The sequence below is a fragment of the Kitasatospora sp. NPDC091335 genome, assembly GCF_044757205.1.
In the GTDB taxonomy this organism is placed as follows: Bacteria; Actinomycetota; Actinomycetes; order Streptomycetales; family Streptomycetaceae; genus Kitasatospora.
Genome location: NZ_JBIVUM010000002.1, coordinates 708,180 through 734,947, shown reverse-complemented (window position 1 = coordinate 734,947; position 26,768 = coordinate 708,180). Strand labels below are relative to the sequence as shown.

Annotated in this window: 22 protein-coding genes and 1 pseudogene; 12 read left to right on the top strand and 11 right to left on the bottom strand. The window is 72.3% G+C overall.

Features of this window, described 5'->3' with window-relative positions:
* Window positions 1-131: 131 nt before the first annotated feature.
* From ACIQOW_RS08180 to ACIQOW_RS08160, 5 genes are all read right to left on the bottom strand, one after another.
* The gene (locus ACIQOW_RS08180; RefSeq protein ID WP_401081036.1) at window positions 132-1,172 is read right to left on the bottom strand and encodes a hypothetical protein; all 1,041 of its coding nucleotides are present in this window, start codon (window positions 1,170-1,172) and stop codon (window positions 132-134) included.
* A 32-nt stretch (window positions 1,173-1,204) separates the two neighbouring features.
* Window positions 1,205-1,891, bottom strand: a complete 687-nt coding sequence (locus tag ACIQOW_RS08175; protein WP_401081033.1) for a hypothetical protein — start codon at window positions 1,889-1,891, stop codon at window positions 1,205-1,207.
* Window positions 1,892-1,998: 107 nt separating this feature from the next.
* Window positions 1,999-3,258: an MFS transporter gene (locus tag ACIQOW_RS08170; RefSeq protein ID WP_401081365.1), complete on the bottom strand. Its 1,260-nt coding sequence runs from the start codon at window positions 3,256-3,258 to the stop codon at window positions 1,999-2,001.
* 257 nt (window positions 3,259-3,515) lie between these two features.
* Window positions 3,516-4,598 (bottom strand): inositol-3-phosphate synthase, encoded by a 1,083-nt coding sequence (locus ACIQOW_RS08165; protein ID WP_401081031.1) that lies wholly within the window; start codon window positions 4,596-4,598, stop codon window positions 3,516-3,518.
* A gap of 126 nt (window positions 4,599-4,724) precedes the next feature.
* Window positions 4,725-5,426 carry a PadR family transcriptional regulator gene (locus ACIQOW_RS08160; protein WP_401081028.1) on the bottom strand — a complete coding sequence of 234 codons (702 nt, stop codon included), beginning with the start codon at window positions 5,424-5,426 and terminating at the stop codon, window positions 4,725-4,727.
* A 518-nt stretch (window positions 5,427-5,944) separates the two neighbouring features.
* Here ACIQOW_RS08160 and ACIQOW_RS08155 point away from each other — a divergent pair.
* Together ACIQOW_RS08155 and ACIQOW_RS08150 are read left to right on the top strand one after the other, a co-directional pair.
* Window positions 5,945-8,443, top strand: coding sequence for a transglycosylase domain-containing protein (locus ACIQOW_RS08155; RefSeq protein ID WP_401081025.1), 2,499 nt, complete (start codon window positions 5,945-5,947; stop codon window positions 8,441-8,443).
* Window positions 8,444-8,699: 256 nt separating this feature from the next.
* A complete protein-coding gene (locus tag ACIQOW_RS08150) occupies window positions 8,700-10,277 on the top strand; it encodes a glycosyltransferase family 87 protein (protein ID WP_401081022.1) in 1,578 nt (525 codons plus the stop codon).
* A 39-nt stretch (window positions 10,278-10,316) separates the two neighbouring features.
* Here ACIQOW_RS08150 and ACIQOW_RS08145 read toward each other — a convergent pair whose 3' ends face one another.
* From ACIQOW_RS08145 to ACIQOW_RS08135, 3 genes are all read right to left on the bottom strand, one after another.
* Window positions 10,317-11,351: an alanine racemase gene (locus tag ACIQOW_RS08145; RefSeq protein WP_401081020.1), complete on the bottom strand. Its 1,035-nt coding sequence runs from the start codon at window positions 11,349-11,351 to the stop codon at window positions 10,317-10,319.
* A 13-nt stretch (window positions 11,352-11,364) separates the two neighbouring features.
* Window positions 11,365-12,483: a lipid II:glycine glycyltransferase FemX gene (locus ACIQOW_RS08140; RefSeq protein ID WP_401081017.1), complete on the bottom strand. Its 1,119-nt coding sequence runs from the start codon at window positions 12,481-12,483 to the stop codon at window positions 11,365-11,367.
* Window positions 12,484-12,685: 202 nt separating this feature from the next.
* Window positions 12,686-12,985: a hypothetical protein gene (locus tag ACIQOW_RS08135; protein ID WP_188298655.1), complete on the bottom strand. Its 300-nt coding sequence runs from the start codon at window positions 12,983-12,985 to the stop codon at window positions 12,686-12,688.
* Window positions 12,986-13,308: 323 nt separating this feature from the next.
* Here ACIQOW_RS08135 and rpsF point away from each other — a divergent pair, with 323 nt between their 5' ends.
* From rpsF to rplI, 4 genes are all read left to right on the top strand, one after another.
* Entirely contained in the window at window positions 13,309-13,599 is a 291-nt protein-coding gene (gene rpsF, locus ACIQOW_RS08130; protein ID WP_188298654.1) for a 30S ribosomal protein S6, read from the top strand.
* 96 nt (window positions 13,600-13,695) lie between these two features.
* Window positions 13,696-14,316: a single-stranded DNA-binding protein gene (locus tag ACIQOW_RS08125; RefSeq protein WP_401081012.1), complete on the top strand. Its 621-nt coding sequence runs from the start codon at window positions 13,696-13,698 to the stop codon at window positions 14,314-14,316.
* Window positions 14,317-14,394: 78 nt separating this feature from the next.
* Window positions 14,395-14,631, top strand: coding sequence for a 30S ribosomal protein S18 (gene rpsR, locus ACIQOW_RS08120; protein WP_030059640.1), 237 nt, complete (start codon window positions 14,395-14,397; stop codon window positions 14,629-14,631).
* A 17-nt stretch (window positions 14,632-14,648) separates the two neighbouring features.
* Window positions 14,649-15,095: a 50S ribosomal protein L9 gene (gene rplI / locus ACIQOW_RS08115; protein ID WP_401081009.1), complete on the top strand. Its 447-nt coding sequence runs from the start codon at window positions 14,649-14,651 to the stop codon at window positions 15,093-15,095.
* Window positions 15,096-15,198: 103 nt separating this feature from the next.
* Here rplI and ACIQOW_RS08110 read toward each other — a convergent pair whose 3' ends face one another.
* On the bottom strand, window positions 15,199-16,536 hold the full coding sequence (locus ACIQOW_RS08110) for an MATE family efflux transporter (RefSeq protein ID WP_401081006.1): 1,338 nt from the start codon (window positions 16,534-16,536) through the stop codon (window positions 15,199-15,201).
* A 579-nt stretch (window positions 16,537-17,115) separates the two neighbouring features.
* Here ACIQOW_RS08110 and dnaB point away from each other — a divergent pair.
* On the top strand, window positions 17,116-19,821 hold the full coding sequence (dnaB, locus tag ACIQOW_RS08105) for a replicative DNA helicase (protein WP_401081362.1): 2,706 nt from the start codon (window positions 17,116-17,118) through the stop codon (window positions 19,819-19,821).
* Window positions 19,822-19,853: 32 nt separating this feature from the next.
* Here the strand turns inward: dnaB and manA are convergent, their stop codons facing one another.
* Window positions 19,854-21,032 carry a mannose-6-phosphate isomerase, class I gene (gene manA / locus ACIQOW_RS08100; protein WP_401081003.1) on the bottom strand — a complete coding sequence of 393 codons (1,179 nt, stop codon included), beginning with the start codon at window positions 21,030-21,032 and terminating at the stop codon, window positions 19,854-19,856.
* A gap of 339 nt (window positions 21,033-21,371) precedes the next feature.
* Between manA and ACIQOW_RS08095 the strand changes: the two genes are divergently transcribed.
* Window positions 21,372-22,139 carry a polyprenol monophosphomannose synthase gene (locus ACIQOW_RS08095; protein ID WP_401081000.1) on the top strand — a complete coding sequence of 256 codons (768 nt, stop codon included), beginning with the start codon at window positions 21,372-21,374 and terminating at the stop codon, window positions 22,137-22,139.
* A gap of 86 nt (window positions 22,140-22,225) precedes the next feature.
* Here ACIQOW_RS08095 and ACIQOW_RS08090 read toward each other — a convergent pair whose 3' ends face one another.
* A complete protein-coding gene (locus ACIQOW_RS08090; RefSeq protein WP_188298648.1) occupies window positions 22,226-22,633 on the bottom strand; it encodes a helix-turn-helix domain-containing protein in 408 nt (135 codons plus the stop codon).
* Window positions 22,634-22,740: 107 nt separating this feature from the next.
* Between ACIQOW_RS08090 and ACIQOW_RS08085 the strand changes: the two genes are divergently transcribed.
* From ACIQOW_RS08085 to ACIQOW_RS08070, 4 genes and pseudogenes are all read left to right on the top strand, one after another.
* The gene (locus ACIQOW_RS08085) at window positions 22,741-23,376 is read left to right on the top strand and encodes an FMN-dependent NADH-azoreductase (protein WP_401080997.1); all 636 of its coding nucleotides are present in this window, start codon (window positions 22,741-22,743) and stop codon (window positions 23,374-23,376) included.
* Between the two features lie 144 nt (window positions 23,377-23,520).
* Complete coding sequence (locus ACIQOW_RS08080) at window positions 23,521-24,552, top strand: MBL fold metallo-hydrolase (RefSeq protein ID WP_401080995.1); 1,032 nt, start codon at window positions 23,521-23,523, stop codon at window positions 24,550-24,552.
* Between the two features lie 16 nt (window positions 24,553-24,568).
* Window positions 24,569-25,512, top strand: a pseudogene (locus ACIQOW_RS08075) (NTP transferase domain-containing protein).
* Window positions 25,509-26,717 (top strand): molybdopterin molybdotransferase MoeA, encoded by a 1,209-nt coding sequence (locus tag ACIQOW_RS08070; protein ID WP_401080992.1) that lies wholly within the window; start codon window positions 25,509-25,511, stop codon window positions 26,715-26,717. Before ACIQOW_RS08075 ends, ACIQOW_RS08070 begins: the two are co-directional and overlap by 4 nt.
* Window positions 26,718-26,768: the final 51 nt, after the last annotated feature.

The window sequence follows — 26,768 nt, the reverse complement described above, 5'->3', positions numbered from 1 at the left end:
CGGGGGGGGGGGGGGGGGGGGGGGGGGGCCGGGGGGGGGGCCGGGGGGGCCCCCCGGGGGGGGGGGGGGGCCCCCCCCCGGGGGGGGGGGCCCCCGGCGGGGGGCCGCCCCCACCCCTCGTCCGGTTCCGGCTACTTGACCTGCTTCAGGCAGAGCACGTAGTCGAGGACCGGGAGGTTGGGGTGCTTGCTGGTGTACCAGCTGTCCGACTTCGGCTGCTTCTCGCAGGACTTCTCGTCGGAGGTGGCGAGGTACTTGTAGACGATCTTGTACTGCGCCTTGGCGTCCGTGCAGGGCACCACGGTGATCTTCGGGTGGGTGTCGGTGGTCTCGCTGGTGCCGTTCGCGTTGCGCAGGCAGTCACCGACACCGGCCGAGTCGACCTTGGAGTCCGAGTCGGTCGGGGTGGTGACCGGCGGGAGCGTGAGGGTCGGCGTCGGCACCGTGAAGGTCGGCGAGGGGAAGGCCGGCGGCGGGAGCGTGAGGGTCGGCGTCGGCAGCGGGGTGGGCGAGAACGTCAGCAGGGTGGGGGACGGCGTCGGGTCGGCGACCGGGCCGTCCTTCTTCGGGCCGAGCACCCCGGTGGCGGCCAGCGTCAGGGCGACCGCCAGCGAGACCGGCACCAGCAGCATCGCGATGTGCGGCCGGCTGGTCAGCGGGACGCCCGGGTCCAGCTGCGGGCCGTGGCTGCCGGGGACGGGGTGCGGCAGCCGCTTGAACCTGTTGTGCGGGCCGAGGTTCAGCAGCAGCGTGATCGGGGTCAGCAGCCAGGACACCAGGCTCCACCAGCCCTGGACCAGCGTCCGGGCCGACATGTCGCGCACCGTCGCCGTGCCGCAGGTGCGGCAGAACGGGCCGGTCATCCGCAGCATCCGGAAGGCGATGATCAGGCCCTGGTGGCCGCGGACGGTGGCGTTCACCGCCGGGTAGCCGCCGCAGAACCGGCAGGTGGTGCCGTCCATCGGGGGCGGTGGCGGCGGGTACCCGTAGCCGTAACCGTCCTGCGGCGGGCCGCCGTACGGCGGCCCGGGCGGCGGCGGGGGGCTCGGGTAGCCGTACCCGGGGGGCGGTGGCGGCGGTGGCGGAGCGCCGTAGGAGCCGCCGGAGGCGTACGGGTTGCCGTCGCCCGGTGGCGGGCCGTACGGCATCTGGGGCGGAGGCGGAACGGACAAGGTGGTCCCCCGGGAAGGAGTGGCGGAAGAGGTCAGGACTTCTTCACCGGCGGGACGCCGGTGGTGGCGGGCGTCAGCGAGCCCAGGCAGAGCACGTACCGCTTCTTGTTCCAGCGGCGGCCGCTCTTGCCCGACACCGTGCTCGCGGTCTGCTGCGTCTGCTTGCAGCGGGTCACGTCGGTGGTGCCCTCGAACTTCGCCAGCACGCGGTAATTCGCTTTGGGGTCAGTGCACTTGACGATCTCGACGTCACGGGATCCGCTCGCCTGCACGCAGTCGCCCGGCTTGGCGCTGCTGACGCTCGGCCCGGCGACGAAGTAGCTCACCGCCAGCGCCAGGCAGCCGCCGACCACCCCGAAGATCCGCAGCTTGGAGCGGAGGCCGCGCTTGGCGGGCGGCGCGGGCGGCGCCGCGGGGGCGGACTGCGGGGGGACGTACGGCCCGGGGGGCGGCTGCTGCCCGTACGGTCCGGGGGCCGGCTGCCCGTAGGGGGGATGTCCGTATGGCTGCTGCCCGTACGGCTGTTGTCCGTAGGCCGGTGGCGGGCCGTAGCCGGCCGGGGGCGGCGGCGCCGGCTGCCCGTAGGCCGGCGGCGGCCCGTACGGCGCGGCCGGCGGCGGAACGGGTGCCCCGTACGCCGGTGCGCCGTACGCCGGTGCGCCGGGCGGGCCCGCCGGGGGTGGTGCCGGCTGGGCGTACGGATTCGGCGGTGTGTTCATCAGTTCGTCCCCCGAGACGGAATTCTGTCGTTCCGACAGGTTGAGTACCTTAGCGAGTCGGTCGGACGCCGTCGGCCCGAGCCCCCGAGGGGGCTCAGGAGGCCTGGTCACCGGGGGAGCGGGCTCCGGCGGGCGGCGCCCAGGTAGAGGACCGCCGTCAGGGCGTATACCCCGGCGACCCCGACGACCACCGTGACGGAGCGGCCGGACAGCGGCAGCACCAGCGCGGTGACCAGGGCGGCGGCCACGAAGGCGACGTTGAACAGCACGTCGTAGATGGCGAAGACCCGGCCGCGGAACTCGTCCTCGACCGACTCCTGCACCGCCGTGTCGGCGCAGATCTTGGTGCCCTGGGTGACCACCCCGAGCAGCAGGGCGGCGATCAGGCAGGGCACCAGCGTGAAGCTCAGGCCGAGCGCCGGGACGAAGACCACGGGGGCGACCAGGCAGGCCGTCATCCACCCGGCCAGGCCCAGCCGGCGGGTGCACCAGGGGCTGACCACCGCGGCGACGAAGAACCCGGCGGCGGACAGGCCGACCGCCTGGCCGAGGGTGACCAGCCCGGCCGCGCTGTCGGTCGGGTCGTTGAAGGTGTACCGGGCGAGCATCACCACGACCACGATCAGCACGCCGTAGCAGAACCGGGCCGCGGTGACGGCGGCCAGCGCGTGCACGGCGGGCCGGCAGTCCCGGACCAGGTGGCGCACGGCGGCGCCGAGTTCGACGGCGGCCCGGACCAGCGCCTGGCCGAGCGCGGGGCGGTCCCCGTGCTGATCGGGGCCGAGCAGGTCGCGGTCCATCCGCCGGGCGGCCAGGGCGGCCGCCAGGTAGAGCAGCGCGGCCACCGTGACCAGGGCGGCGTCGGCCTTCGGGCCGGGCGCCATCAGCTGGTGCAGCAGGAAGCCGATGCCCCCGCCCGAGGCGGCGGCGACCGTGCCGAGGGTGGGGGAGAGGGCGTTGGCGGTGACCAGCTGGTCCTGCTCCACGACCCTGGGCAGGGCGGCGGACAGGCCGGCCAGGATGAACCGGTTGAGCGCGGTGACCAGCAGGGCCGAGGCGAAGAACAGCCAGGTCGGCGCCTCCGCCAGCAGCAGCGCACCGGTGCCCAGGCCCAGTCCGAAGCGGGCCAGGTTGCCGAAGTAGAGCACCTGACGGCGGCGCCAGCGGTCGAGCAGCACACCGGCGAACGGGCCGATCACCGAGAACGGCAGCAGCATCACGGCCAGCACCGAGGCGATGTCGGCGGGGGAGGACTGCTTCTCGGGGGAGAAGACCACGTACGCGGCGAGCGAGACCTGGAAGACGCCGTCCGAGAGCTGGGAGAGCACCCGGGCGGTCAGCAGCCGCCGGAAGTCGCGACCCTGCATCAGGCCGAGGAGCGTGGCCCGGTGTGCGGACCGGTGGGTGCTGCCGTTCTCGGTGATCGCCACCCGCCCAGGGTGCCATGGAACCGGTCGCCGTTTCACGTGAAACATTGGCCTCGAAAACGTGAAGAGCCCGCGATCCGGAGACCGCGGGCTCTTCTGCCGGGCTACGAGCGGTCAGCTCGGCGCACCGTGTTCGACAGTCGCGAACTTCGCGATGCTCAGCGCACCGTGCTCGACAGTCGCGAACTTCGCGATGCTCAGCGCTCGACCTCGCCGCGGATGAACTTCTCGACGTTCTCGCGGGCCTCGTCGTCGAAGTACTGGACCGGCGGGGACTTCATGAAGTACGAGGAGGCCGAGAGGATCGGGCCGCCGATGCCGCGGTCCTTGGCGATCTTCGCGGCACGCAGGGCGTCGATGATGACACCGGCGGAGTTCGGGGAGTCCCAGACCTCCAGCTTGTACTCCAGGTTCAGCGGGACGTCGCCGAAGGCCTTGCCCTCCAGGCGGACGTAGGCCCACTTGCGGTCGTCCAGCCAGGCCACGTAGTCCGAGGGACCGATGTGGACGTTCCTGGCACCCAGCTCGCGGTCGCGGATCTGCGAGGTGACGGCCTGGGTCTTGGAGATCTTCTTGGACTCCAGGCGCTCGCGCTCGAGCATGTTCTTGAAGTCCATGTTGCCGCCGACGTTCAGCTGCATGGTGCGCTCGAGGATGACACCGCGGTCCTCGAACAGCTTGGCCATCACGCGGTGCGTGATGGTCGCGCCGACCTGCGACTTGATGTCGTCACCGACGATCGGCACGCCGGCCTCGGTGAACTTGTCCGCCCACTCCTTGGTGCCCGCGATGAACACCGGCAGGGCGTTCACGAAGCCGACCTTGGCGTCGATGGCGCACTGGGCGTAGAACTTGGCCGCGTCCTCGGAACCGACGGGCAGGTAGCAGACCAGGACGTCGACCTGCTGGTCCTTGAGGACCTGGACGACGTCGACCGGCGCCTCGTCCGACTCCTCGATGGTCTCCAGGTAGTACTTGCCCAGGCCGTCGAGGGTGTGGCCGCGCTGGACGGTCACGCCGGTCGGCGGGACGTCGCAGATCTTGATGGTGTTGTTCTCGCTGTTGCCGATGGCGTCGGCCAGGTCGAAGCCGACCTTCTTGGCGTCGACGTCGAAGGCGGCGACGAACTCCACGTCACGGACGTGGTAGTCACCGAACTGGACGTGCATCAGCCCGGGGACCTTGCCGGCCGGGTCGGCGTCCTTGTAGTACTCGACACCCTGCACCAGCGACGCGGCGCAGTTGCCCACGCCCACGATGGCTACGCGAACCGAACCCATTCCGGTTGCTCCCTGTGATCTCATGAGGACCGCCGGGGTAGGCGGAACTCGTCCTGCTTCTTCGATGACTGCATGTACGGGCGCGAGGCGCCCGATCCTGCCGCGCGGCACAGGGCTGGCGCGGTGTCAGCGCTCCTCGGCGGAGCGCCCCGGGCGGTCGTACGGTGGCCCGGACGGGTCCGTGGACCCGGCTTCCCGGCCACGGCCGTCCGAAGTCTTGTGGGGACCGGCGGCGGGGTCGCCACCGGTGTCGGGACCGGTCCGGCCGGTGCGGTTGGACCGCTCGGTCTCGATCAGCTCGTTGAGCCAGCGGACCTCACGCTCCACCGACTCCAGTCCGTGCCGCTGGAGTTCGACGGTGTAGTCGTCGAACCGCTCACGGGCGCGGGCCAGCGAGTTGCGCATCCGCTCCAGCCGCTCCTCCAGCCGGCTGCGGCGCCCCTCCAGGACGCGCATCCGCACGGCCCGGTCGGTCTGGCCGAAGAACGCGAAGTGCACGCCGAAGTGCTCGTCCTCCCAGGCGTCCGGGCCGGAGTCGGCGAGCAGTTCCTCGAAGCGCTGCTTCCCCTCGGCGGAGAGCCGGTAGACGATCTTGGACCGCTTGCCGTTGAGGGCGGTGGCCGGGACGTACTCGACGTCCGGGTTGTCCTCGACCAGGAAGCCCTGGGCGACCAGGTTCTTCAGGCAGGGGTACAGCGTCCCGTAGGAGAGTGCGCGGAACGTCCCGAGCAGGATGTTGAGGCGCTTGCGCAGCTCGTAGCCGTGCATCGGGGCGTCGTGGAGCAGGCCGAGGACGGCGAACTCCAGCACTCCTGAGCGTCTGCCCACTGCCGTCGTCCTCCTCCCTCTCGGCCTCGGTCCGGCCGCTGCATCCGGCGGTATTCCGCTTCGATGTATCGGCTCGATATATCGAGAACAGTAAACCCGACCCCCGGAACCGGCAAGGGGGGCGCGCGTGAACGTGATCACAAGCCGACGCGCGGACGGCATTGGCAACGGGCGTGTAATGATCTGTTGCCGTTTTGAGGGCATTGGCAACTGATGTCCGATTAGTTGTATATCCGTGCTGCGTACGCTGTCGCGTGTGCACGAGGACCACCTCCGGGATCAGGGCGGTTGGCGGGCATCGGACGTGAACCCTGCCTTCAGGCTGGAAACGCCTGGCGAGGAGTGGCTGGAAGATGAGCGAGCGACGGCGAAGGACGCCCAACCCGGGCGGTGACGGGCAGCAGCCCCCGGGCGGCGGAGGCCGTCAAGGCGGGGGGCCGGGGCCCGACGAGCTGCGCTCGGACGGCGTCGGCCGGGGGCGCCCCCCGGGGGTCAGGGAGACCGCACAGCAGCCCCGGATGACCCGTGCGGAGATGCGCAAGGCCGCCCAGAAGAAGGGCAAGGGCGGTCCCGGGCGCGGTGCCGCCGCGGGCTCCGCCGCCGCGGCCGCCGGCCCCGGCAAGAAGCGGTTCATCGACTACCCGCGGTTCGGCAAGACCGGCGTCCGGCGCTGGCTGCCCTCCTGGCGGCAGTGGCTGAGCGGCGTCCTGCTGGTCTTCGGCTGCTTCGTCGGCCTGGTGTTCTACCTGTACCAGACCACCGATGTCCCGAAGCTGAACGAGCTGGTGAAGGACCAGAACACCATCTACTACTGGGCCGACAACACGGAGATGACCCGCAAGGGCCAGACCAACCGTCAGATCGTCGAGCTCAAGGACATCAGCCCGCACCTCCAGCACGCCGTCATCGCCGCGGAGAACAAGACCTTCGAGACCGACAGCGGCATCGACCCCAAGGGCATGCTCCGCGCCGTCTACAACATGGCGAAGGGCGGTGAGACCCAGGGCGCCTCGACGATCACCCAGCAGTACGTGAAGAACGCCTACCTGAGCCAGGAACAGACCCTCAGCCGCAAGGTGAGGGAGTTCTTCATCACGCTGAAGATCAACCAGGACAAGGAGAAGAGCGAGATCCTCACCGGGTACCTCAACACCAGCTGGTTCGGCCGCGGTGCGAACGGTGCCCAGGCGGCCGCCCAGGCGTACTACGGGGTGGACGCCAAGGACCTGGACATCTGCCAGAGCGCCATGCTGGCCGGGCTGCTCAAGGGTGCGACGTACTACGACCCCACCAACCCGGACAACAAGGAACGGGCCCAGGGCCGGTGGAACTGGATCCTGGATCAGATGGTGGACACCAAGGCCATCACCCCGGAGGAACGGGCCAAGTGCACCACGTTCCCCGCCCCGCTCCCGCAGAAGCCCAGCTCCAACATGAACGGTGAGATCAGCTACCTGGTCGACACCGCCAACAAGTACGTGCTGGCCACCGACAAGACGATCACCCAGCAGATGATCGACCGGGGCGGCCTGAAGATCTACACCACCTTCGAGAAGGACAAGGTCGACGCCCTGAAGAAGGCGGTCGACGACGTCAAGTCGGAGAACCTCGACCCGGCGAAGCGGCCGAACAACGACACCAACATCCAGTTCGGCTCCGCGAGCATCCGTCCCGGAGACGGCGCGATCATCGCCCTCTACGGCGGCGACGGCGTGGAGAACGGCCACTTCGACAACAACGCCGACGCCACCGGCGTCCAGGTCGGCTCGACCTTCAAGCCCTTCGTGCTGGCCACCGCGATGCAGGTCGGCGTGCAGACGGCGAAGGACGACAAGGGCAAGCCGAAGCGGATCAACTCCGACAGCCGCTACCTGGCCGACGACATGTCCGAGATCCGCAAGCCGGACGGCTCGCTGGTGATCGGCGACGACGGCAAGCCGTACCGGCAGAAGAACGAGGACTCGGGCAAGCGCGGCTACGTCTCGCTGCGGCAGGCCATGCAGTACTCGTACAACGTGCCCTTCGTCCAGCTCAACCAGGACGTCGGCGGCCAGAACGTGGCCGACATCGCGGTGCAGATGGGCGTCAAGAAGGACAGCCTCGCCGACCCGAAGACGGCGACCTTCCCGCTCGGCACCTCCACCATCAGCCCGATCCGGATGGCCACCGCCTACGGCACCCTGGCGGCCAGCGGCAAGGAGGCCGAGCCGTACTCGGTCACCAAGGTCGAGGTGAGCGGCGTGGAGCGCCCGGGCTTCGGCAAGAAGGAGCTCAAGGTCGCGCTGGAGCCGGCCGTCGCGGACAACGTCACCGACTCGCTGGTGAACGTGGCGGTGAACGGTACCGGCAAGAAGACGAAGGAGCTGGGCCGCCCGGTGGCCGGCAAGACCGGTACCACCGACCAGAACAAGTCGGCCTGGTGGGTCGGCTACACCCCGCAGCTGGTGACCAGCGTCGCGATGTGGCGCGAGGACCCGAGCAAGCACGAGCGGCAGTCGCTCAACGGCACCGGCGGCAAGGAGTCCATCCACGGTGGTGACATCCCGACCGACGTCTTCACCCGGTACATGAAGGCCGCGCTGGCCAACGAGAAGAAGATGGACTTCCCGACCCCGCAGCCGGTCGGCACCGCGGTGGACTCCTCCGGTGCGCCGTCCACGTTCACCCCGACGACGCCCCCGCCCACGACCGAGGCCCCGTCGGCCCCGCCGCAGCAGACCCAGTCGCAGGCGCCGCAGCCGCCGGTGCAGCCGCAGCAGCCCACCACCCCGACCTGCGTGCCGGGCGTGGACTGCCCCGGCGACCAGCCGGCGCCCCACACGACGAGCAAGGCACCGAACCCGAGCAACACGTGCCTGCCGCCCGTCGGCTGCCCGACGACCCCGACGCCCGGGGACAGCACCCCGCCTGGCGGCGGCAACGGCAGCGGTGGCACCGGCGGCGGCAAGCCGACCGGCGGCGGCAGGCCGACGCCGAGCAGCACCGGCGGCCTTCTGGGCGGAGCGGGCGGGCAGTAGCCGCTGCCCGGCGGAACCCGGAACGGCGGTGGCGGTCCTCCTCGGAGGGCCGCCACCGCCGTTTTCCGTCCGGGCGCCGCCGTGTTCCTTACGGGCGCCGCCGTTCCTCCCGCACGGGCACCACGGCTCCCCGGCAGCGGCGCCGCCACCGTCATGGCCGTTTCGTCACGATTGGCGAACCCGCCCGCCGTCCGGCATGCAGACCGTTGCGGGGTCCTCCTCGTCCCAGCGGGACCGGTGCGGCAGGATGTCCGGCATGACGTCGAGCGATCGTGACGAAACCGCCGGCCCGGTCGGGTCCGGCGCCGCCGCAGGGCCCACCCCGGCAGCCGTCGCCACGGCCGCGCCGTCGGCCGACACCGTGGTCGTCCCGGCCGACGAGGATCCGGTGGCGGCGGCGGGCAGCGAGCTGTTCGGCGGGCCCCCCGGGCGCCGGGCCCTGCTCGGCGTCTCCTGGTGGATCCCGGCGCGCTTCCTGGCACTCGCGGTGATCGTGGTCTCGGTGCTCGGCATGGTGCAGAAGCTGCCCTGCTACGAGCAGGCCTGGTTCCAGCCGGGCTCGCCGCAGTACGTGCACGCCTGCTACAGCGACATCCCGCACCTGTTCTCCGGACGCGGCTTCGCGGCCGGGCTGCACCCGTACGTGGACCGCATCCCGGGCTCCTCGGGGGACCTCCAGTACCTCGAGTACCCGGTGCTGACCGGCCTGTTCATGCAGGTCGCGGCCTGGCTGACGCCCGGCGGCGGGGACCAGCAGAGCCAGGAGCAGTGGTTCTGGGCGATCAACGCCGGGATGCTGATGGCCTGCGCGGTGGTCGCCGCGGTGGCGCTCTCGCGTACCCACCGGCGCCGTCCGTGGGACGCGCTGCTGTTCGCGCTCGCCCCCGTCCTGCTGCTCAACGGCACCGTCAACTGGGACCTGCTCGCGGTCGCCCTGGCCGCCGTCGCGATGGCCTGGTGGTCCGGCGCCCGGCCGGGCTGGGCCGGCGTCTTCATCGGTCTGGCCACCGCCGCCAAGCTCTATCCGCTGCTGCTGCTCGGCCCGCTGCTGGTGCTCTGCTGGCGGTCCGGCAGGTGGCGCGAGTTCCGGCTGGCGCTGGGCGGGGCGGTCGGCTCCTGGCTGCTGGTCAACCTGCCGATCATGATGGCCAACTGGCAGGGCTGGTCGACCTTCTACGTGTTCAGCAAGCACCGCGGCGAGGACTACGGCTCGTTCTGGCTGATCCTGATGCAGAGCCGCGGCGCCGGGCTGGCCGACCTCGACCTCTACATCGGCGTGCTGATGGTGCTGGGCTGCCTGGCCATAGCGTGGCTCGGCCTCTCGGCCCCGCGCCGGCCGCGCTTCGCGCAGCTGGCCTTCCTGGTCGTCGCGCTGTTCGTGCTGGCCAACAAGGTGTACTCGCCGCAGTACGCGCTCTGGCTGCTGCCGCTCGCGGTGCTGGCCAGGCCGCGCTGGCGGGACTTCCTGATCTGGCAGGCCTGCGAGGTGCTCTACACCCTGGGCATCTGGTCCCACCTGGGCTTCGTCACCGGCTCCAAGCAGCACGGGCTCGGCGAGGGCTGGTACCACTTCGCGGTCGCGCTGCACCTGCTCGGCACGCTCTACCTGGTCGTCATGGTGGTCCGCGACGCCCTCGACCCGGACCACGACCCGGTCCGCTGGGACGGCAGCGACGACCCCTCGGGCGGGGTGCTGGACCACGCCCCGGACGTGTTCGTGCTGGGCACCGCCCGCCGGCTGCGCGAGGAGGAGAGCTACGCCGGGTACGCGCCGGCCGGCCCCGAGCAGTGGCTGAACGAGCCCGAACTGCCGGAGCCGGCCGAGAAGCCGTAGCCGCGCCTCAGCGCCTCAGCGGCTCAGGGGATCAGCGGCTCAGCGGTCCACCACGCGGTCGAAGTGCGTGGTGGTGTGCCGGACCTGGAGACCGAGCTCCTCGCCGATCGCCGGCGGGGCGGTCTCCGCGTCCAGGAACAGCAGCGAGACCTGCATGTGCGGCGGCTCGGCGAACCACAGCTGCTTGCCGGCCCAGTGGAACGGCGACCTGGTCTTGTTGACGGTCGCCAGACCGGCCCGGGCGATGCCCTTGGCCCGCGCCCCCATGCTCTGCACGTACTTGGGCGCCTCCAGGCCGATGCCGTGCGCGGTGCCGCCGGCGACCACCAGGATGTGGCCGTCGGAGGGCGCCGGGTGCTGGCGGTAGCCGTAGCGGTCGCCCTTCTTCAGCGGGGTGACGTCCAGGACGGTGGCCCTGACCTCCAGCGCGGCGTGGTCGCCCAGCCAGAGCCTGGTGCCGATCCGGGCCCGGAAGACCGTCCGGGGGTAGCGCTGGGCCAGCTGCTCCATGCCGGCCGCGCCGAGGTGGCTGACGAACACGGTGTGCACCGGGATGCCGGCCGCCACGGCGGTGTCCACCCAGTGGGCGACCTCCTCGACCGGGCTGGAGCCGTCCGGCCGGTCCATCGGCAGGTGCAGCGCCAGCCCCTCGAAGCTGACGCCGTCCAGCTCGGCGGCGGCGGTGCGCAGGTCGTCCGCGCTCACGCCGTGCCGGCGCATGGTGGTCATGCACTCCAGCACCACCCGGGCGCCGTGCAGCGACCGCAGCGCCGCCACGCTCGCGACCGTCCGGATCACCCGGGCGTGCGGCAGTGGCAGTATCTCCTCGCCGACCCGGTAGGGGGTGAGCACCAGCAGCTCACCGCCGTACCACTCGGCGACGTCGGCCGCCTCGTACGCGGTACCGACGGCGAGCACCCCGGTGCCCAGCAGCGTCGCCTCCTCGGCCAGCCGGTGGTTGCCCAGGCCGTAGCCGTTCCCCTTGGCGACCGGGACCAGCCCGGGGAACTCGGCGAGGACGGAGCGCTGGTGGTCGCGCCAGCGTTCGGTCTCGAGGTAGAGCGACAGCGTCATCGGGTCAGTCTCCTCAGCGGCGGGACATGTAGAGGTCGAGGGCCTTGTGCAGCAGCTTGTTGAGCGGGAAGTCCCACTCGCCGAGGTACTCGGCCGCCTGGCCGCCGGTGCCGACCTTGAACTGGATCAGGCCGAACAGGTGGTCGTTCTCGTCCAGGGTGTCACTGATGCCGCGCAGGTCGTACACCCCGCCGCCGAGGGCGTAGGAGTCGCGCATCATCCGCCACTGGATGGCGTTGGACGGCTTGACCTCGCGCTTGTGGTTGGCCGAGGCGCCGTAGGAGTACCAGACGTGCTCGCCGACCACCAGCATCGTGGTCGCGGCCAGCGGCTCGCCCTCGTGGTAGGCGATGTAGAGCCGCATCCGGTTCGGGTCCTCGGCGGTGAGGGCGTTCCACATCCGCTGGAAGTAGGCCAGCGGGCGCGGGGTGAACTTGTCGCGCTCGGCGGTGACCAGGTAGAGCTGGTGGAAGACCGGCAGCTCGTCGTAGCCGCCCTGGACGACCTCGACGCCGCTCTTCTCGGCCTTCTTGATGTTGCGGCGCCAGAGCTGGTTGAAGCCCTTCTGGATGTCGTCCAGCGAGCGGTTGGCCAGCGGCACCTGGAAGACGTAGCGGGGCTGGACGTCGCCGAAGCCGGCGCCGCCCTCCTCGCCCTGGAGCCAGCCGGCCTTGCGCAGCCGGTCGGCCACCTCGAAGGCGCGGGCCTCGTACCAGTCGGCCTCGACGTCGCGCAGGCGCTTGGCCTGCTTGGCGGCGATGGCCTCCTTGATGGTGGGGGCGTCCCAGCGGCGGATGACCACCGGCGGGCCCATCTTCACCGAGAACGCGCCCTGGGACTTCAGGTGCGCCAGCATCGGGGAGAGCCAGCGGTCGAGGTCGCGGTCGAACCAGTCGATGACCGGGCCCTCGGGCAGGTAGGCGAGGTAGCGCTTGAGCTTCGGCAGCTGGCGGTAGAGCACCAGGCCGGCGCCGACGAGCTGGTTGGCCTCGTCGAACCAGCCGATCGACTCGGAACGCCACTCGGCCTTCACGTCACCCCACGACGGCACCTGCATGTGGCTGGCCGAGGCGCGGCTCCTGATGAAGGCGAGGTGCTCCTCGCGGGTGATCGTCCTCAGGCGCAGGCTCATTGCTCGGTGCTCCTCGTCGGTCGGGCTGCGGTGGCCCAGGTTCTCGGGCTGACCTTATCGTCCGGGGCCCGGGCACCCGTTCCGGCGGGCACGGCGGCGCCCCCGTCGGGTACCTGTCTCCTCTGCAGATACGCGACGGGGGCGGCGAGGGTTCCGGACGGGCCCTGTGGGCTCGGTCCCAGCGGGCGGGCGCGGGGGCGGTTCAGCCCCAGAGACCGCCCCGGGCGATGCCGAGGTAGAAGCCGAGGGCGGCGGCGCCCAGCGAGACCATCAGGACGAAGCGCTCGGCGGTGGTGACCGAGACGAACATGCCCCACAGGCCGGCGACGATCCCGAACAGGCCGGTCCACGAGGTCAGCAGGTGCAGGTTGTGGAAGAACGAGGTGGTGAAGGCGATCACGCCCAGCAGGGCGGTGACGCCCACCAGGGTGTTCTCGCGGGGGTGCGGGTGGCCGTCGGTGTTCAGCGTGAGCGCGGGCATGCGGTGGACGGACTGGGCCATGGGTCCCACCTCCTGGCGTGGAGACGAACGGGCAGGAATCCCGTTCCGTCCAGATTGCGGCGGTTGGGTCACTCCCACAACCCCTATGCGTTTTGTTCGGCCGTCCGGGTGCAGGTAGGCTGTGCCGTCTGCACTGGTGTAGTTGTGCCCCCTCTGCGCCCTCTTCCGGGCGACGCCCGCTGTCGGGTGGAGCGGGGCCGACTGTCCGACCCGGCCGCTACGGTGGGCCGGAGTCGTCGTCACCGCACCGGTGCCGACGCTACGCACAACCCTCCTGCCACGGAGAGACCGTGGCCGCTGAGTCCAAAGGAGGTGGGTTACTCATGCGTCACTACGAGCTGATGGTCATCCTCGACCCCTCGGTCGAGGAGCGCGCTGTCTCCCCCCTGATCGAGAGCTTCCTCGCCGTCGTCCGCAACGCGGGTGGCAAGGTGGAGAAGGTCGACACCTGGGGTCGCCGCCGTCTGGCTTACGAGATCAACAAGCAGTCCGAGGGCATCTACTCGGTCATCGACCTCAAGGCCACGCCTGAGGTCGTCAAGGAGCTCGACCGCCAGCTGGGCCTGAGCGAGTCGGTTCTGCGGACCAAGGTCCTGCGCCCGGACACCCACTGAGCCACCTCTGAGGCCTTCGGGTCTCGGGTAGCTCGCGTCCGCTGTTTCACGTGAAACAGCGGTGAACGGACATCTTCCCGAGAGGTCATCACCACCATGGCAGGCGAGACCGTCATCACCCTCGTCGGCAATCTCGTCGACGACCCCGAGCTGCGCTTCACCCCGTCGGGTGCGGCGGTCGCGAAGTTCCGCATCGCGTCCACCCCCCGCACCTTCGACCGTCAGACGAACGAGTGGAAGGACGGCGAGAGCCTCTTCCTCACGTGCAACGTCTGGCGGCAGCCGGCGGAGAACGTGGCCGAGTCGCTGCAACGCGGCATGCGCGTCATCGTGCAGGGCCGACTGCGCCAGCGGTCTTACGAGACCAAGGAAGGCGAGAAGCGGACGGTCTTCGAGGTCGAGGTCGACGAGGTCGGCCCGAGCCTGCGCTCGGCGACCGCCAAGGTCACCCGGGCCAACCGGTCCGGCGGCCCCGGTGGCGGCTTCGGCGGCCAGCAGGGCGGCGGCCAGGGCGGCGGCGGCAACTGGGGTGGAAACTCCGGTGGCGGTGGCGGCCAGCAGGGCGGCGGCAGCTGGGGTGGGAACTCCGGCGGCGCCCAGTCCGGCCCCTCCGACGACCCGTGGGCGTCCAGCGCCCCGTCCGGTGGAAACCAGGGCGGCAGCTGGGGTGCCCCGGCCGGCGGTGGCGGCGGCTACTCGGAAGAGCCCCCGTTCTAAGAGCTGACAGATTTCGTGCGGCCCGGCCGCGGCGTCCCCGGACGCCTGCCGGGCCGTGAACCCCAAATGGAGCACACAATGGCGAAGCCGCCTGCTCGCAAGCCGAAGAAGAAGGTTTGCGTCTTCTGCAAGGACAAGGTCAACTACGTTGACTACAAGGACACGAACCTGCTGCGGAAGTACATCTCCGACCGCGGAAAGATCCGTGCCCGCCGGGTGACCGGCAACTGCACCCAGCACCAGCGTGACGTCGCCACGGCCGTGAAGAACAGCCGTGAGATGGCGCTGCTGCCCTACACCAGCACCGCGCGCTAAGAGAGGGTGACCAAGTAATGAAGATCATCCTCACTCACGAGGTGCCGGGTCTCGGCTCCGCCGGCGAGGTCGTCGAGGTCAAGGACGGCTACGCCCGCAACTACCTGGTCCCGCGTGGCTACGCCATCCGCTGGACCAAGGGTGGTCAGAAGGACGTCGACGCCATCCGTCGCGCCCGCAAGATCCACGCCATCCAGACCCTCGAGGCCGCCGCCGAGGTCAAGGGCAAGCTCGAGGGCGTCCAGGTCAAGCTGGCCGTCCGCTCGGGCGACGCCGGCCGTCTGTTCGGTTCGGTGACCCAGGCCGACGTCGTCGAGGCCATCAAGGCCGCCGGCGGCCCGGCGGTGGACAAGCGCGCCGTCGCGATCACCTCGCCGATCAAGACCGTGGGCACCCACAAGGTCTCGGTCAAGCTGCACTCGGACGTCGTGGCCAACCTCGACGTCGCCGTCGTGGCTGCCTGAGCTCCGTAGCACCAGGCCCGAGGGCCGGACTCCTTCGGGAGTCCGGCCCTCGGTCTTTTCCCAGGGGCCGAGAACCCGGCCCTCGGGCCCGCGAGGGCCCGCTTCAGCCGCGCACCGCTCCGGTGACCAGCCACTTGCCGCCGCGGGCGCGCCAGGCCAGGAAACCGGCCCGCAGCAGCATGAACAGGTTCATCGCCCACCAGAGCCCGGCCAGTCCGGCGCCGGTGGCCGGCACCGCGAGGGCCACCGGGACGAACACCACCAGGGTCGCGAGTCCGGCCCAGGCCAGGTAGGGGCCGTCCCCGGCCCCCATCAGCACCCCGTCCAGGACGAAGACCAGTCCGGCCACCGGCTGGGTGAGCGCCAGCAGCAGCAGGGCGGTGCCCAGCTGGGCCCGGACGGCCGGATCGGGCGTGAACAGCGGGACGTACAGCGGGCGGGCGAGCACCACCAGCAGGCCGAGGACCAGCCCGGAGACGATGCCCCACTCGACCATCCGGCGGGTGGCGGCCCTGGCGCCCGGGACGTCCGAGGCGCCCAGGAAGCGGCCGATGACGGCCTGGCCCGCGATCGCGATGGCGTCCAGCGCGAAGGCCAGGAAGTTGAACAGCGTCATGGTGATCTGGTGGGCGGCCACCTGGTCGTCGCCGAGCCGGGCGGCCACCGCGGTGGCGGTCATCAGCACCGCGCGCAGGCTGATCGTCCGGACCAGCAGCGGGCCGCCGGCCCTGGCCCCGGCCCGGATGCCCGCCGCGTCCGGTCGCAGCGAGGCCCCCTCCCGGCGGGCGCCGCGGACCACCACGACCAGGTAGGCGGCGGCCATCCCGGTCTGCGCCAGCACGGTGCCCCAGGCCGAGCCGGCCACCCCGAGCCCGGCGCCGTACACCAGGCCGGCGTTCAGGCCGATGTTGGCCGCGAAGCCGCCGACGGCCACCACCAGCGGCGTGCGGGTGTCCTGGAGGCCGCGCAGCACCCCGGTGGCGGCCAGCACCATGAGCATCGCCGGGATGCCCAGGGAGCTGATCCGCAGGTACGTCACGGCGTGCGGCGCGGCGGTCGCCGAGGCGCCCAGCACGTCGGCCGCCCAGGGGGCCAGCAGCAGGGTGAGCAGGACGACGGGGACGGACAGGCCCAGGGCGAGCCAGATGCCGTCGATGCCCTGCTGCACGGCGCCCCTGCGGTCCCCGGCGCCGATCCGGCGGGCGACCGCCGAGGTGGTGGCGTAGGCGAGGAAGACGAACACGCCGGTCGCGGTGGAGAGCGCGGCGGCGGCGATGCCCACCCCGGCCAGCTGGGGGGTGCCGAGGTGGCCGACGATCGCCGAGTCGGCCATCAGGAAGAGCGGTTCGGCGACCAGGGCGCCGAAGGCCGGCACGGCCAGGGCGAGGATCTCCCGGTCGTGCCGGCGTCGTGAGGGGGCCGGGGTCGGCGAGGCGGTCATGGGCTCCAGGCTACTCATCCACAGGTAATGGATGTAAGTGGCAGGTGACCATTACTCGCAATCTTGAGCGACGAGGTTCGTCCGCTCCGTGCCGACAGCCGTTCGGAGGTGTGTGAAGAATTTCTCATGCACAGGCCCGGGAAGAGGTAATCCCAGGTCAACAGGTTGACGGTGGATCGATCGTCCGGTTATCCACAGGGACGTCCACAGGGGTGTCCACAGCTTTGCGGCAGTTCTCCACAGGACGGGGCCGTTCATCCACACCCCCTGTGGATAACCGCCTTGGCGCAACGGCGTCCGGCGCCTTAGCGTGGGCCCTCCGCCCGACACTCCCACCGCCCCGGCGTCCGATTTGTCTGAGCCGTGGCGTACAAAGAGGAGCGGATCCGCTCCACCCAGCCACCGGCACGGCCGGCTCCAGACTTCGCACCACTCGCTGATCGGGGAACACGCGTGACCGGCCCCCAGTACGACGACCACGACGCCCCGCCGCCGGAGGAGGACTGGCAGAACGCCGAGGATCCCTTCCCCGCCGGCGCCTTCGACGACGGGCCCTTCCCGGACGGCCCCGGTGACCGGCTGCCGGTCTCGCGCGGCCGCGGCGAGGGGCGTCAGGGCGGTGGCCGCGACGGCTCCCAGAAGGGCGGCTTCCAGAAGGACGGCAAGGGCGGCCGGTCGGAGGGCGGCAAGGGCGGCTGGCAGCGCCGGGACGAGGGCGATGGCGGGGGCGGGGGCGGGATGGACGGCTTCGAGCGCGTCCCCCCGCAGGACCTGGACGCCGAGAAGTCCGTCCTCGGCGGCATGCTGCTCTCCAAGGACGCCATCGCCGACGTGGTCGAGGTGCTCAAGCCGGCCGACTACTACCGGCCCGCGCACGAGATGGTGCACGGCGCGATCCTCGACCTCTACGCCCGTGGCGAGCCGGCCGACCCGATCACCGTGGCCGGCGAGCTGACCAAGCGCGGCGAGCTCCAGCGGGTCGGCGGCGCCTCCTACCTGCACACCCTGGTCAACTCCGTCCCGACCGCGGCCAACGCCGAGTACTACGCCCAGATCGTGCACGAGCGCGCGGTGCTGCGCCGGCTGGTCGAGGCGGGCACCCGGATCGCCGGCATGGGCTACGCGGCCGAGGGCGACGTGGACGAGATCGTCAACGCCGCCCAGGCGGAGATCTACGCCGTCACCGAGCAGCGCACCAACGAGGACTACGCGCCGCTCGCCGACATCATGGAGGGCGCCCTCGACGAGATCGAGGCGATCGGCTCCCGGCAGGGCCAGATGTCCGGCGTGCCGACCGGCTTCGCCGACTTCGACGCGCTCACCAACGGTCTGCACCCCGGTCAGATGATCGTCATCGCGGCCCGCCCCGCGATGGGCAAGGCCCTGGCCCTCGACACCCCGCTGCCGACGCCGGGCGGGTGGACGACCATGGGCGAGGTCCGGGAGGGCGACCACCTCCTCGACGCCGACGGCAGGCCGACGCGCGTGGTGGCTGCCACCGAGGTCATGACCGGGCGGCCGTGCTTCGAGCTCCTGTTCGACGACGGAACCGCCCTGATCGCCGATGCGGATCACCAGTGGCTGACCGAGACCCGGGCGTCGCGCAGGGCGGGCCGCCCCGGAGAGGTCAGGACGACCAAGGAGATCGCCGCGACCCTGCACTGCGACACGGCTGACCGGCGCACCAACCACTCGGTGCGGAACACGGCGCCGCTCGACCTTCCGCACCGGGACCTGCCCGTCGCGCCGTACACCCTCGGAGCCTGGCTGGGCGACGGTCACAGCGAGGCCGCGAGGATCACCTCGGCGGACCCGGAGGTCGTCCGGCGGATCGCGGAGGACGGCTTCGAGCTGGTCCCGGTCGGGACCTCGCTGACGTACGCGGTCAGGTTCGCCGTCGAGGAGCCCAAGCGCTTCGAGCGGGCCTGTGCCGTCTGCGGCAAGGTCTTCGTGCCCAAGCTCGCCCACGTCCGGACCTGTGGGAGGTCCTGTGGCGGCAAGGCCCGGTCCGTCTCGGCACCCGTGCCGCCCGCCGCCTGCGTGGACTGCGGCAGCGAGTGCTCCTCCCCGTTCTCCGAGCCGCGCTGCCACGCGTGCACCAGGAGGCACGGAAGCCTGCTGGTGGTTCTGCGCGACCTCGGCGTCCTCGGGAACAAGCACATCCCCGACACGTATCTGCGCGGGTCCGTCGGTCAGCGCCGGGCGCTCCTGGCGGGGCTGCTAGACACCGACGGCACCGTCACGAACACCGGGTCGGTGCAGTTCGCGGTCACCAGCCGGGCTCTGGCCGAGGGCTTCCGCGAGCTCGTCGTCGGCCTCGGCTACCGCTGCGGCATGACCACGAAGCGGGTCGAGGGGCGCTCGGAGGAGTCCTCGACCCTGTTCGTCATCACGTTCACGCCGACGGACGAGGTGTTCGGGCTGGAACGGAAGCGGACGGTGCACGCGGCCCGCAGGCGTCCGGCCACCCCCAAGCTCGGACAGCGGTACATCGTCGCCGCCCGTGAGATCGACAGCGTCCCGGTCCGGTGCGTCCAGGTCGACAACCCGGACCACCTGTACCTGGCCACCCGCTCGATGGTGCCCACGCACAACTCCACCCTCGCGCTGGACTTCGCGCGGGCCTGCTCGATCCAGAACAAGCTGCCGAGCGTGATCTTCTCGCTCGAAATGGGGCGCAACGAGATCGCGATGCGCCTGCTCTCCGCCGAGGCCAGGGTGGCGCTGCACCACATGCGCTCCGGGAACATGACGGACGACGACTGGACCAGGGTCGCCCGCCGGATGCCCGACGTCAGCGAGGCGCCGCTGTTCATCGACGACTCGCCGAACCTGTCGATGATGGAGATCCGGGCCAAGTGCCGCCGGCTGAAGCAGCGCAACGACATCAAGCTGGTCGTCATCGACTACCTCCAGCTGATGCAGTCCGGCGGCTCCCGCCGGGCCGAGAACCGTCAGCAGGAGGTCTCGGACATGTCCCGTAACCTCAAGCTGCTGGCCAAGGAGCTGGAAGTGCCGGTCATCGCGCTCTCCCAGCTGAACCGTGGCCCCGAGCAGCGCACCGACAAGCGGCCGATGGTCTCCGACCTGCGTGAGTCCGGCTCGATCGAGCAGGACGCCGACATGGTCATCCTGCTGCACCGCGAGGACGCCTACGAGAAGGAGTCCCCCCGCGCGGGCGAGGCCGACCTGATCGTCGCCAAGCACCGTAACGGTCCGACCGCGACCATCACGGTGGCCTTCCAGGGCCACTACTCGCGCTTCGTCGACATGACCAGGGACTGAGCCCCGGCGTTCCCGCCGGGGCGGGGCAGCGGTCAGACGGTGACGGTGGCGCGGAACAGCGTGCTGCCGGTGCCGGACAGCCGGGTCGGGGTGCCGGTGGCGGGGAGGAAGGCGGACCGGCCGCGGGCCAGGTCCAGCACGGTGCCGTCGGCGGCGGTCAGCCGGACCGCGCCCTCGGTGCAGAGCAGGATCTGCGGGGTGCGGCCGTCGATCTCGCGCTCGGTGCCGTCCAGGACGAAGCGGGAGAGCCGGAACTCGTCGATCGGGACGGGGTAGAGCTCCTCGCCCGGGGTGGCCCCGGCCGGCACCGGCTCCAGCGCCTCGGGGGCGCCGGGCTCGAAGACCACGACCTTGAGCAGCTCGGGCACGTCGATGTGCTTCGGGGTGAGGCCGGCCCGCAGCACGTTGTCGGAGTTGGCCTGGAGTTCGACGCAGACGCCGGAGAGGTAGGCGTGCGGCACCCCGGCGCCCAGGTAGAGCGCCTGGCCGGCCCGCAGCCGGAAGTGGTTGAGCAGCATGCCGGCGACCACGCCGCGGTCGTCCGGGAAGTCCGCGGCGATCCGGGCGTACGGGGCGTACTCGCCGTCGGGGTCGGTCAGGGCCAGCACCTCGACGGTCCGCCGGACGGTCTCCCCGTCCAGGGCGAGGGCGGCGGTCAGCGCGCCGCGCAGCGCCTCGGACCTGTCCTCGGCCGCCAGCCGGTCGATCACCGGGGCGAGCCCGGGCACCGCGAGCCCGGACAGCAGGCGGGCCGCCGCCGCGGGCCGGCGGAAGCCGCACAGGCCCTCGAACTCGCCCAGCGCGCAGACCATTTCGGGCTTGTGGTTGGTGTCCCGGTAGCTGCGCTCGGGAGCGTCCAGCGGGATGCCGAGGGCTTCCTCGGCGGCGAAGCCGGCCCGGGCCTGGTCGAGCGTCGGGTGGGCCTGGATGGACAGCGGGATGCCCGCGGCCAGGATCTTGAAGAGGAACGGCAGCGCCGGGCCGAACCTGGCCACGCTCGCGGCGCCCAGCTCGCCCTCGGGGTCGGCCGCGATCAGCTCGTCCAGCCGGCGCGGGCCCTCGCCGCGGTCGGCGCGGGACGGCGCACCGGGGTGGGCGCCCATCCACAGCTCGGCCTGCGGTTCACCGGTCGGCCGCTGCCCGAGCAACTCGGGCAGGGCGGTGAGCGACCCCCAGGCGTACGGGCGGACGGTGTTGACGAGCCTGTCCATGCGCGCGGTCCTACTCCTTCGCAGTCTGGGCGGCCCCGGATGTCCCGAGTCCGGATCGCCGGGACGGGACCGGCGGTGCGGGCGGGCCGGGCACGGGCAAGGGAAACGACCCTAGCCGACCGGTGTCACCCACGGGGAAACGGTGGGCATCCGGTGGAAGTGCCACGGTCGGACCAGCGGCTCCCGGGCGCGGTAGTAGGATGCCAGGACGCAGTAGCCTCCGCCCTGCGCGCAGTTCACCACCGGGGTCCTCCTCGATGGAGCTGCCGGTGGAGCCGCGTTCCAGAGTGCGGGCGCCGGTGTTCCGAGACCCCCCGTCATCGGCCGAGAGGTTTGTACGTGACCGTGAACCAGCAGAGTTTTGCTGATCTCGGCAAGGTCCTGGTGATCATCCCGACCTACAACGAGGCCGAGAACGTCGAGCGGATCGTCGGCCGGGTCCGCGCCGCCGTGCCCGAGGTCCACGTCCTGGTGGCCGACGACAACAGCCCCGACGGCACCGGCGAGCTGGCCGACAAGCTGGCCGTCGAGGATCCGAACGTCCAGGTCCTGCACCGCAAGGGCAAGGAGGGCCTGGGCGCCGCCTACCTCGCGGGCTTCCGCTGGGGCATCGACAACGGCTACGACGTCCTGGTCGAGATGGACGCGGACGGCTCGCACCAGCCCGAGGAGCTGGACCGGCTGCTGGGCGCGCTGCGCGGCGCCGACCTGGTGCTGGGCTCGCGCTGGGTGCCGGGCGGCCGGGTGGTGAACTGGCCGAAGTCGCGGCTGCTGCTCTCCCGCGGCGGCTCGACCTACTCGCGGCTGATGCTGGGCGTCCCGATCAGGGACGTCACCGGCGGCTACCGGGCGTTCCGCAAGGAGACCCTGCTGGGCCTGGGCATGGACGAGGTCGCCTCGGCCGGGTACTGCTTCCAGGTCGACCTGGCCTGGCGCACGGTGAAGGCCGGGTTCAAGGTCGCCGAGGTGCCGATCACCTTCGTCGAGCGCGAGCTGGGGGCGTCCAAGATGAGCCGCAACATCGTGGTCGAGGCGCTGTGGCGGGTGACCACCTGGGGTGTCACCGACCGGGTGGCCCGACTGCGCCGGGGCGCCGCCAAGCGCTGACCGACCGCACCGCCCGTGGCCGAAGGGCCCGTCCGCCGGAACCGGTGGACGGGCCCTTCCGCATGTCCGGGGGCGGCCGGGCGGGCTCAGCAGCCGCCCTTGAGTACGCCCTCCGGCAGGTGGCGGTCGGCCCAGACGGCCAGTTCGGTGAGCGCCGGCTTCAGCGCGATGCCGGCTTCGGTGAGCCGGTAGCTGACCCGCAGCGGCGGGCCCGCGTCGACCTCCCGGACGACCAGGCCGGCCTCGGCCAGCTCGGTCAGCCGGTCGGAGAGCATCCGCTCGCTGATGCCGGGGACGGCGCGGCGCAGCTCGGAGAAGTACGCGGGGCCGCCGTTGGTGAGCACGCCCAGCAGCATGCCGGTCCAGCGCTTGCCGAGCAGGGTGAACACCCGGTTGAGGGCCAGGTCCACGGTGCGGCAGGGGCCGGGGCCGGCGGCGCCGCAGGCGTCGGTGGCGGTGGGGACTCCGTCGGTCACTGCCTCGTGCTCGGCCATGGTCCCAGCCTACTCGACCGTTCACTAGTGACTGTAGAAAAGTAAGCTGCTACCGTACTTTCAGTTGCAGCGAAAACGGCAGCTACTAATTCTCTGGAGGCACTGCCATGCCCACGCTCCTGCACCTCGACTCCTCCGCGGTCGCCGACGGCTCCGTCTCCCACGAGGTCACCGCCGCCTTCCGGGCCGCCTGGCAGGCCCGGCACCCCGAGGGCACGGTGATCTACCGGGACCTCGCCGCCGACCCGCTCCCGCACCTGGACGTGCACGGCATCAGCGCCGGATTCGTCCCCGCCGAGGCCCGCAGCGCCGAGCAGACCGCCGCCTTCGCGCTGCGCGACGAGCTGATGGCCGAGCTGGAGCGGGCCGACGCGGTGCTGATCGGCAGCCCGATGTACAACTTCACGATCCCGTCGACCCTCAAGGCCTGGCTGGACCACGTGATCCTGGTCGGCCGCACCGCCGGCGAGGCGCCCTCCGCCAAGGGCACCCCGGTCACCGTGATCGCCCCCCGCGGCGGCTCGTACGCGCCCGGCGCCCCGCGCGAGCCGTACGAGTTCGTCACCACCTACCTGGAGAAGGTGCTGACCGGCATGCTCGGGCTGGAGGTCGACTTCATCGTCCCGGAGTTCACCCTGGCCGCAGCCGTCCCGGCGATGGCCGACTTCGTCCCGAAGGCCGTCGAGTCCAAGGCGCAGGCGCTGGAGCAGGCCGCCCGCCTGGCCAAGGAACCGGTCGCCTGAGGCAGGGTGCGGCGCGGACCGGAAGGCCGGTGTGACGTGGATCGGAGGCGCGCCCCGCCGGGCGCGCCTTCCGCGCAATCGGCCGCCGGTACTCCCATGCTGTAGGGCGCAGGACATCCGACCGCCGACCAGAGGGAGCAGCCCGTGACGTCGTCCCCGCCCGAGGAGAGCCCCGGCGCGGAGCGTGCCCGGGCCCAGCAGGCCGGGTCCGGCGGGCCCGTCGGGACAGCCGGTGCCGTGCCCGCCGCCGTGCCGCCGGAGCCGGGGCAGCCGGCCAGGCCGCTGGAGGTCGCCGTCTTCACCGGCCCCGAGTCGGCCTTCTTCGCCACCTCCGCACTGATCCTCGGCGAGCGGACCGCGATCCTGGTCGACGCCCAGCTGACCCGCAGCGCCGGGCGCGAGCTGGCCGAGTGGGTCGCGGGCAAGGGCAGACGCCTGCTCGCCGTCGTGGTCACCCACCAGCACCCGGACCACTACTTCGGCGCCGAGGAGGTGCTGCGGCTCTTCCCGGACGCGCAGCTGCTGGCCGCCCCGGCCGTGGTCGAGGGCATCCGCCGCACCGTCGCCGCCAAGGTCGCGCAGTGGAAGCCGGTGTACGGCGACGACATCCCGGACCACCCGCTGATCCCCGCCCCGCTGCTGCCGCAGCCGCTGATGCTGGACCGCCAGGTGATCCCGGTCCTGCTGCTCGGCCAGGCCGACTGCGGGGACTCCACGGTCGTCCACGTGCCGAGCGTCCGCACCGTGATCGCCGGGGACTTCGTCCACAACGGCACCCACGTCTGGACCGCCGACACCACCCCGGCCCAGCGCACCACCTGGGGGCACAACCTCGGCCGGATCGCCGACCTCGGCGTGGACCGGGTGATCGCCGGCCACCGGGCGCCGGACCAGGGCGACGACGCCGCCAGGGTGCTGGCCTTCACCGGTGAGTACCTCCAGGACTTCGACCGGCTGCTGGCCGAGCACCCGGACGACCCGGAGGCACTGGTCACGGCGATGAGCGAGCGGTACGGGGAGCTGACCCTGCCGTCCTTCCTGGAGCTGGGCGCGGCGGCCAACACCGCCCGCGCGGCCGCGGCCGCCGTCGAGGCCGAGGCCGTCGCCGGGCCCGAGGACCGGGAGGCTGTGGAGGCCCCGGAGGCCCCGGAGGCCCCGGAGCCCGCGGAGGAGTAGGGCGGATACTGGCCGCATGACGCCGTACGACGCGATCGTCCCGGCGGGCGGGGCCGCCCGGCGCCTCGGCGGCGCCGACAAACCCGGCCTGACGGTGGGCGAGACCACCCTGCTCGACCGGGTGCTCGCCGCCTGCGCGGGCGCCCGCACCGCCGTCGTGGTCGGCCCGGCCCGCCCGACGGCGCGCGGCGGCGTCCACTGGACCAGGGAGCGGCCGCCCGGCGGCGGGCCGGTCGCCGCCGTCGCCGCCGGGCTCGGCCTGGTCACCGCCGACACCGTGCTGCTGCTCGCCGCCGACCTGCCCTTCCTGGACCGGCGGACGGTGGAACGGCTGGTCACCGCCCTCGACGCGGCCGGGCCGGCCGTGGACGCCGCGGTGCTGGTCGACGCGGGCGGACGCGACCAGCCGCTCACCGCCGCCTACCGCACCGCCCCGCTGCGCGCCGCACTGGCCGCCCTCGGCGACCCGGCCGGCCGGCCGCTGCGCCGGCTCGTCGACGGACTGCCCAGGCTGCGGGTGGCCGACACCGGCAACGTCGCCTACGACTGCGACACCTGGGAGGACCTGGAGCAGGCCCGCGAGCGCGACCGGCAGTGACCCCTCACCGACACCGTCACCCCGGTGTGAGCGAAACGACGCGCCCCGCACACGGGGCGAACACCTCGGGGAAACCACCGATCGGGCAGCATGGGCGCATGGAGCGCACGCTGGATGACTGGATCGCCGAGGTCAAGGCCGACCTGGGCATCGACCTGGACGTGGACGTCCGTGGTCTGCTCGACGTGGCCCGGGTGGTCGCGCACGGAGTGGCCAGGCCGGCCGCGCCGCTGACCGCCTTCCTGATCGGCTACGCGGCCGCCCAGCAGGGCGGCGGCGCGCGGGCCGTCGCCGAGGCGGCCCGACGGACCGAGGCCCTCGCCGAGGGGTGGAGCCCCGCGGCCCGGCCGGACGAGTCGTGAGCGCGGCCGGACGGACCACCGTGGCCGCGCCGCCCACCCGACCCGGAACACTGAGCTGGCCCCGCGCCCGCGAGACCGCGCGCCGGGCCGGACTGCGCCCGCTGCCCGGGGTCGGCGTCCCGCTGGCCGAGGCGCTCGGCCGCACCCTCGCCGAGCCGCTCGGCGCGCTGACCGACCTGCCCGCCTTCGACACCTCCGCGATGGACGGCTGGGCGGTCGCCGGTCCGGGACCGTGGCGGGTCGCCGGCCGGGTCCTGGCCGGCCTGGCCGAGCCGGCGCCGCTGGCCGACGGCACCGCCGTGGAGATCGCCACCGGCGCCCAACTGCCGCCCGGTGCCACCGCCGTACTGCGGCGGGAGCACGGGCGGACGGACGGCGCGCTGCTGCACGACCGGGGCCCGCAGCCGCTGACCACGGGACAGGACGTCCGCCCGCGCGGCCAGGAGTGCCGCCGGGGCGAGGAGTTGCTGCCCTCCGGTACCAGGGTCGGTCCTGCCGTGCTCGGCCTGGCCGCCGCCTGCGGCCACGACCGGCTTTCGGTCCACCGCCGTCCCGAGGTCCAGCTGCTCGTCCTGGGCGACGAGTTGCTCACCTGCGGGGTGCCCGGCCCCGGCCTGGTCCGGGACGCGCTGGGGCCGCTGCTGCCGCCCTGGCTGCGGGCCGCCGGCGCCGAGCCCGCCGAGGTCCGGTACGTCCGGGACGACTTCGGGCTGCTCGGGGACGCGCTGCGGCACCGCACCGCCGATCTGGTGGTCACCACCGGCGGGACGGCCGCCGGGCCGGTCGACTTCCTGCACCGGGCGCTCGGCGAGGCCGGCGGCCGGCTGCTGGTGGACGGCGTCGCCGTCCGGCCGGGGCACCCCATGGTGCTGGCCGAACTCCCCGGCGGCCGCCATCTGGTGGGCCTGCCGGGCAACCCGCTGGCCGCCGTCGCCGCAATGGTCACCCTCGCCCTGCCGCTGCTGCACGCCCGCGGCGGGCGGACCGTCGGCGCCCCCGCCCTCGCGACCGCCGCGGCCGCGCTGCCGGGGCACCGGACGGACACCCGGCTCCAGCCGGTCCGGCGGACCGCGGGCGGAGTCCTGCCGCTGGCCTTCGACGGGCCCGCGATGCTGCGCGGGCTCGCCAGGGCCGAGGCGCTGGCCGTGGTGCCGCCCGGCGGGGCGGCGGCGGGCGAGACGGTCGAACTGCTGGAGGTGCCGTGAGCGGGCGAAGCACGGGGATGCCCCCGGCCGGAGGCCGTGGGAGAACCGTCA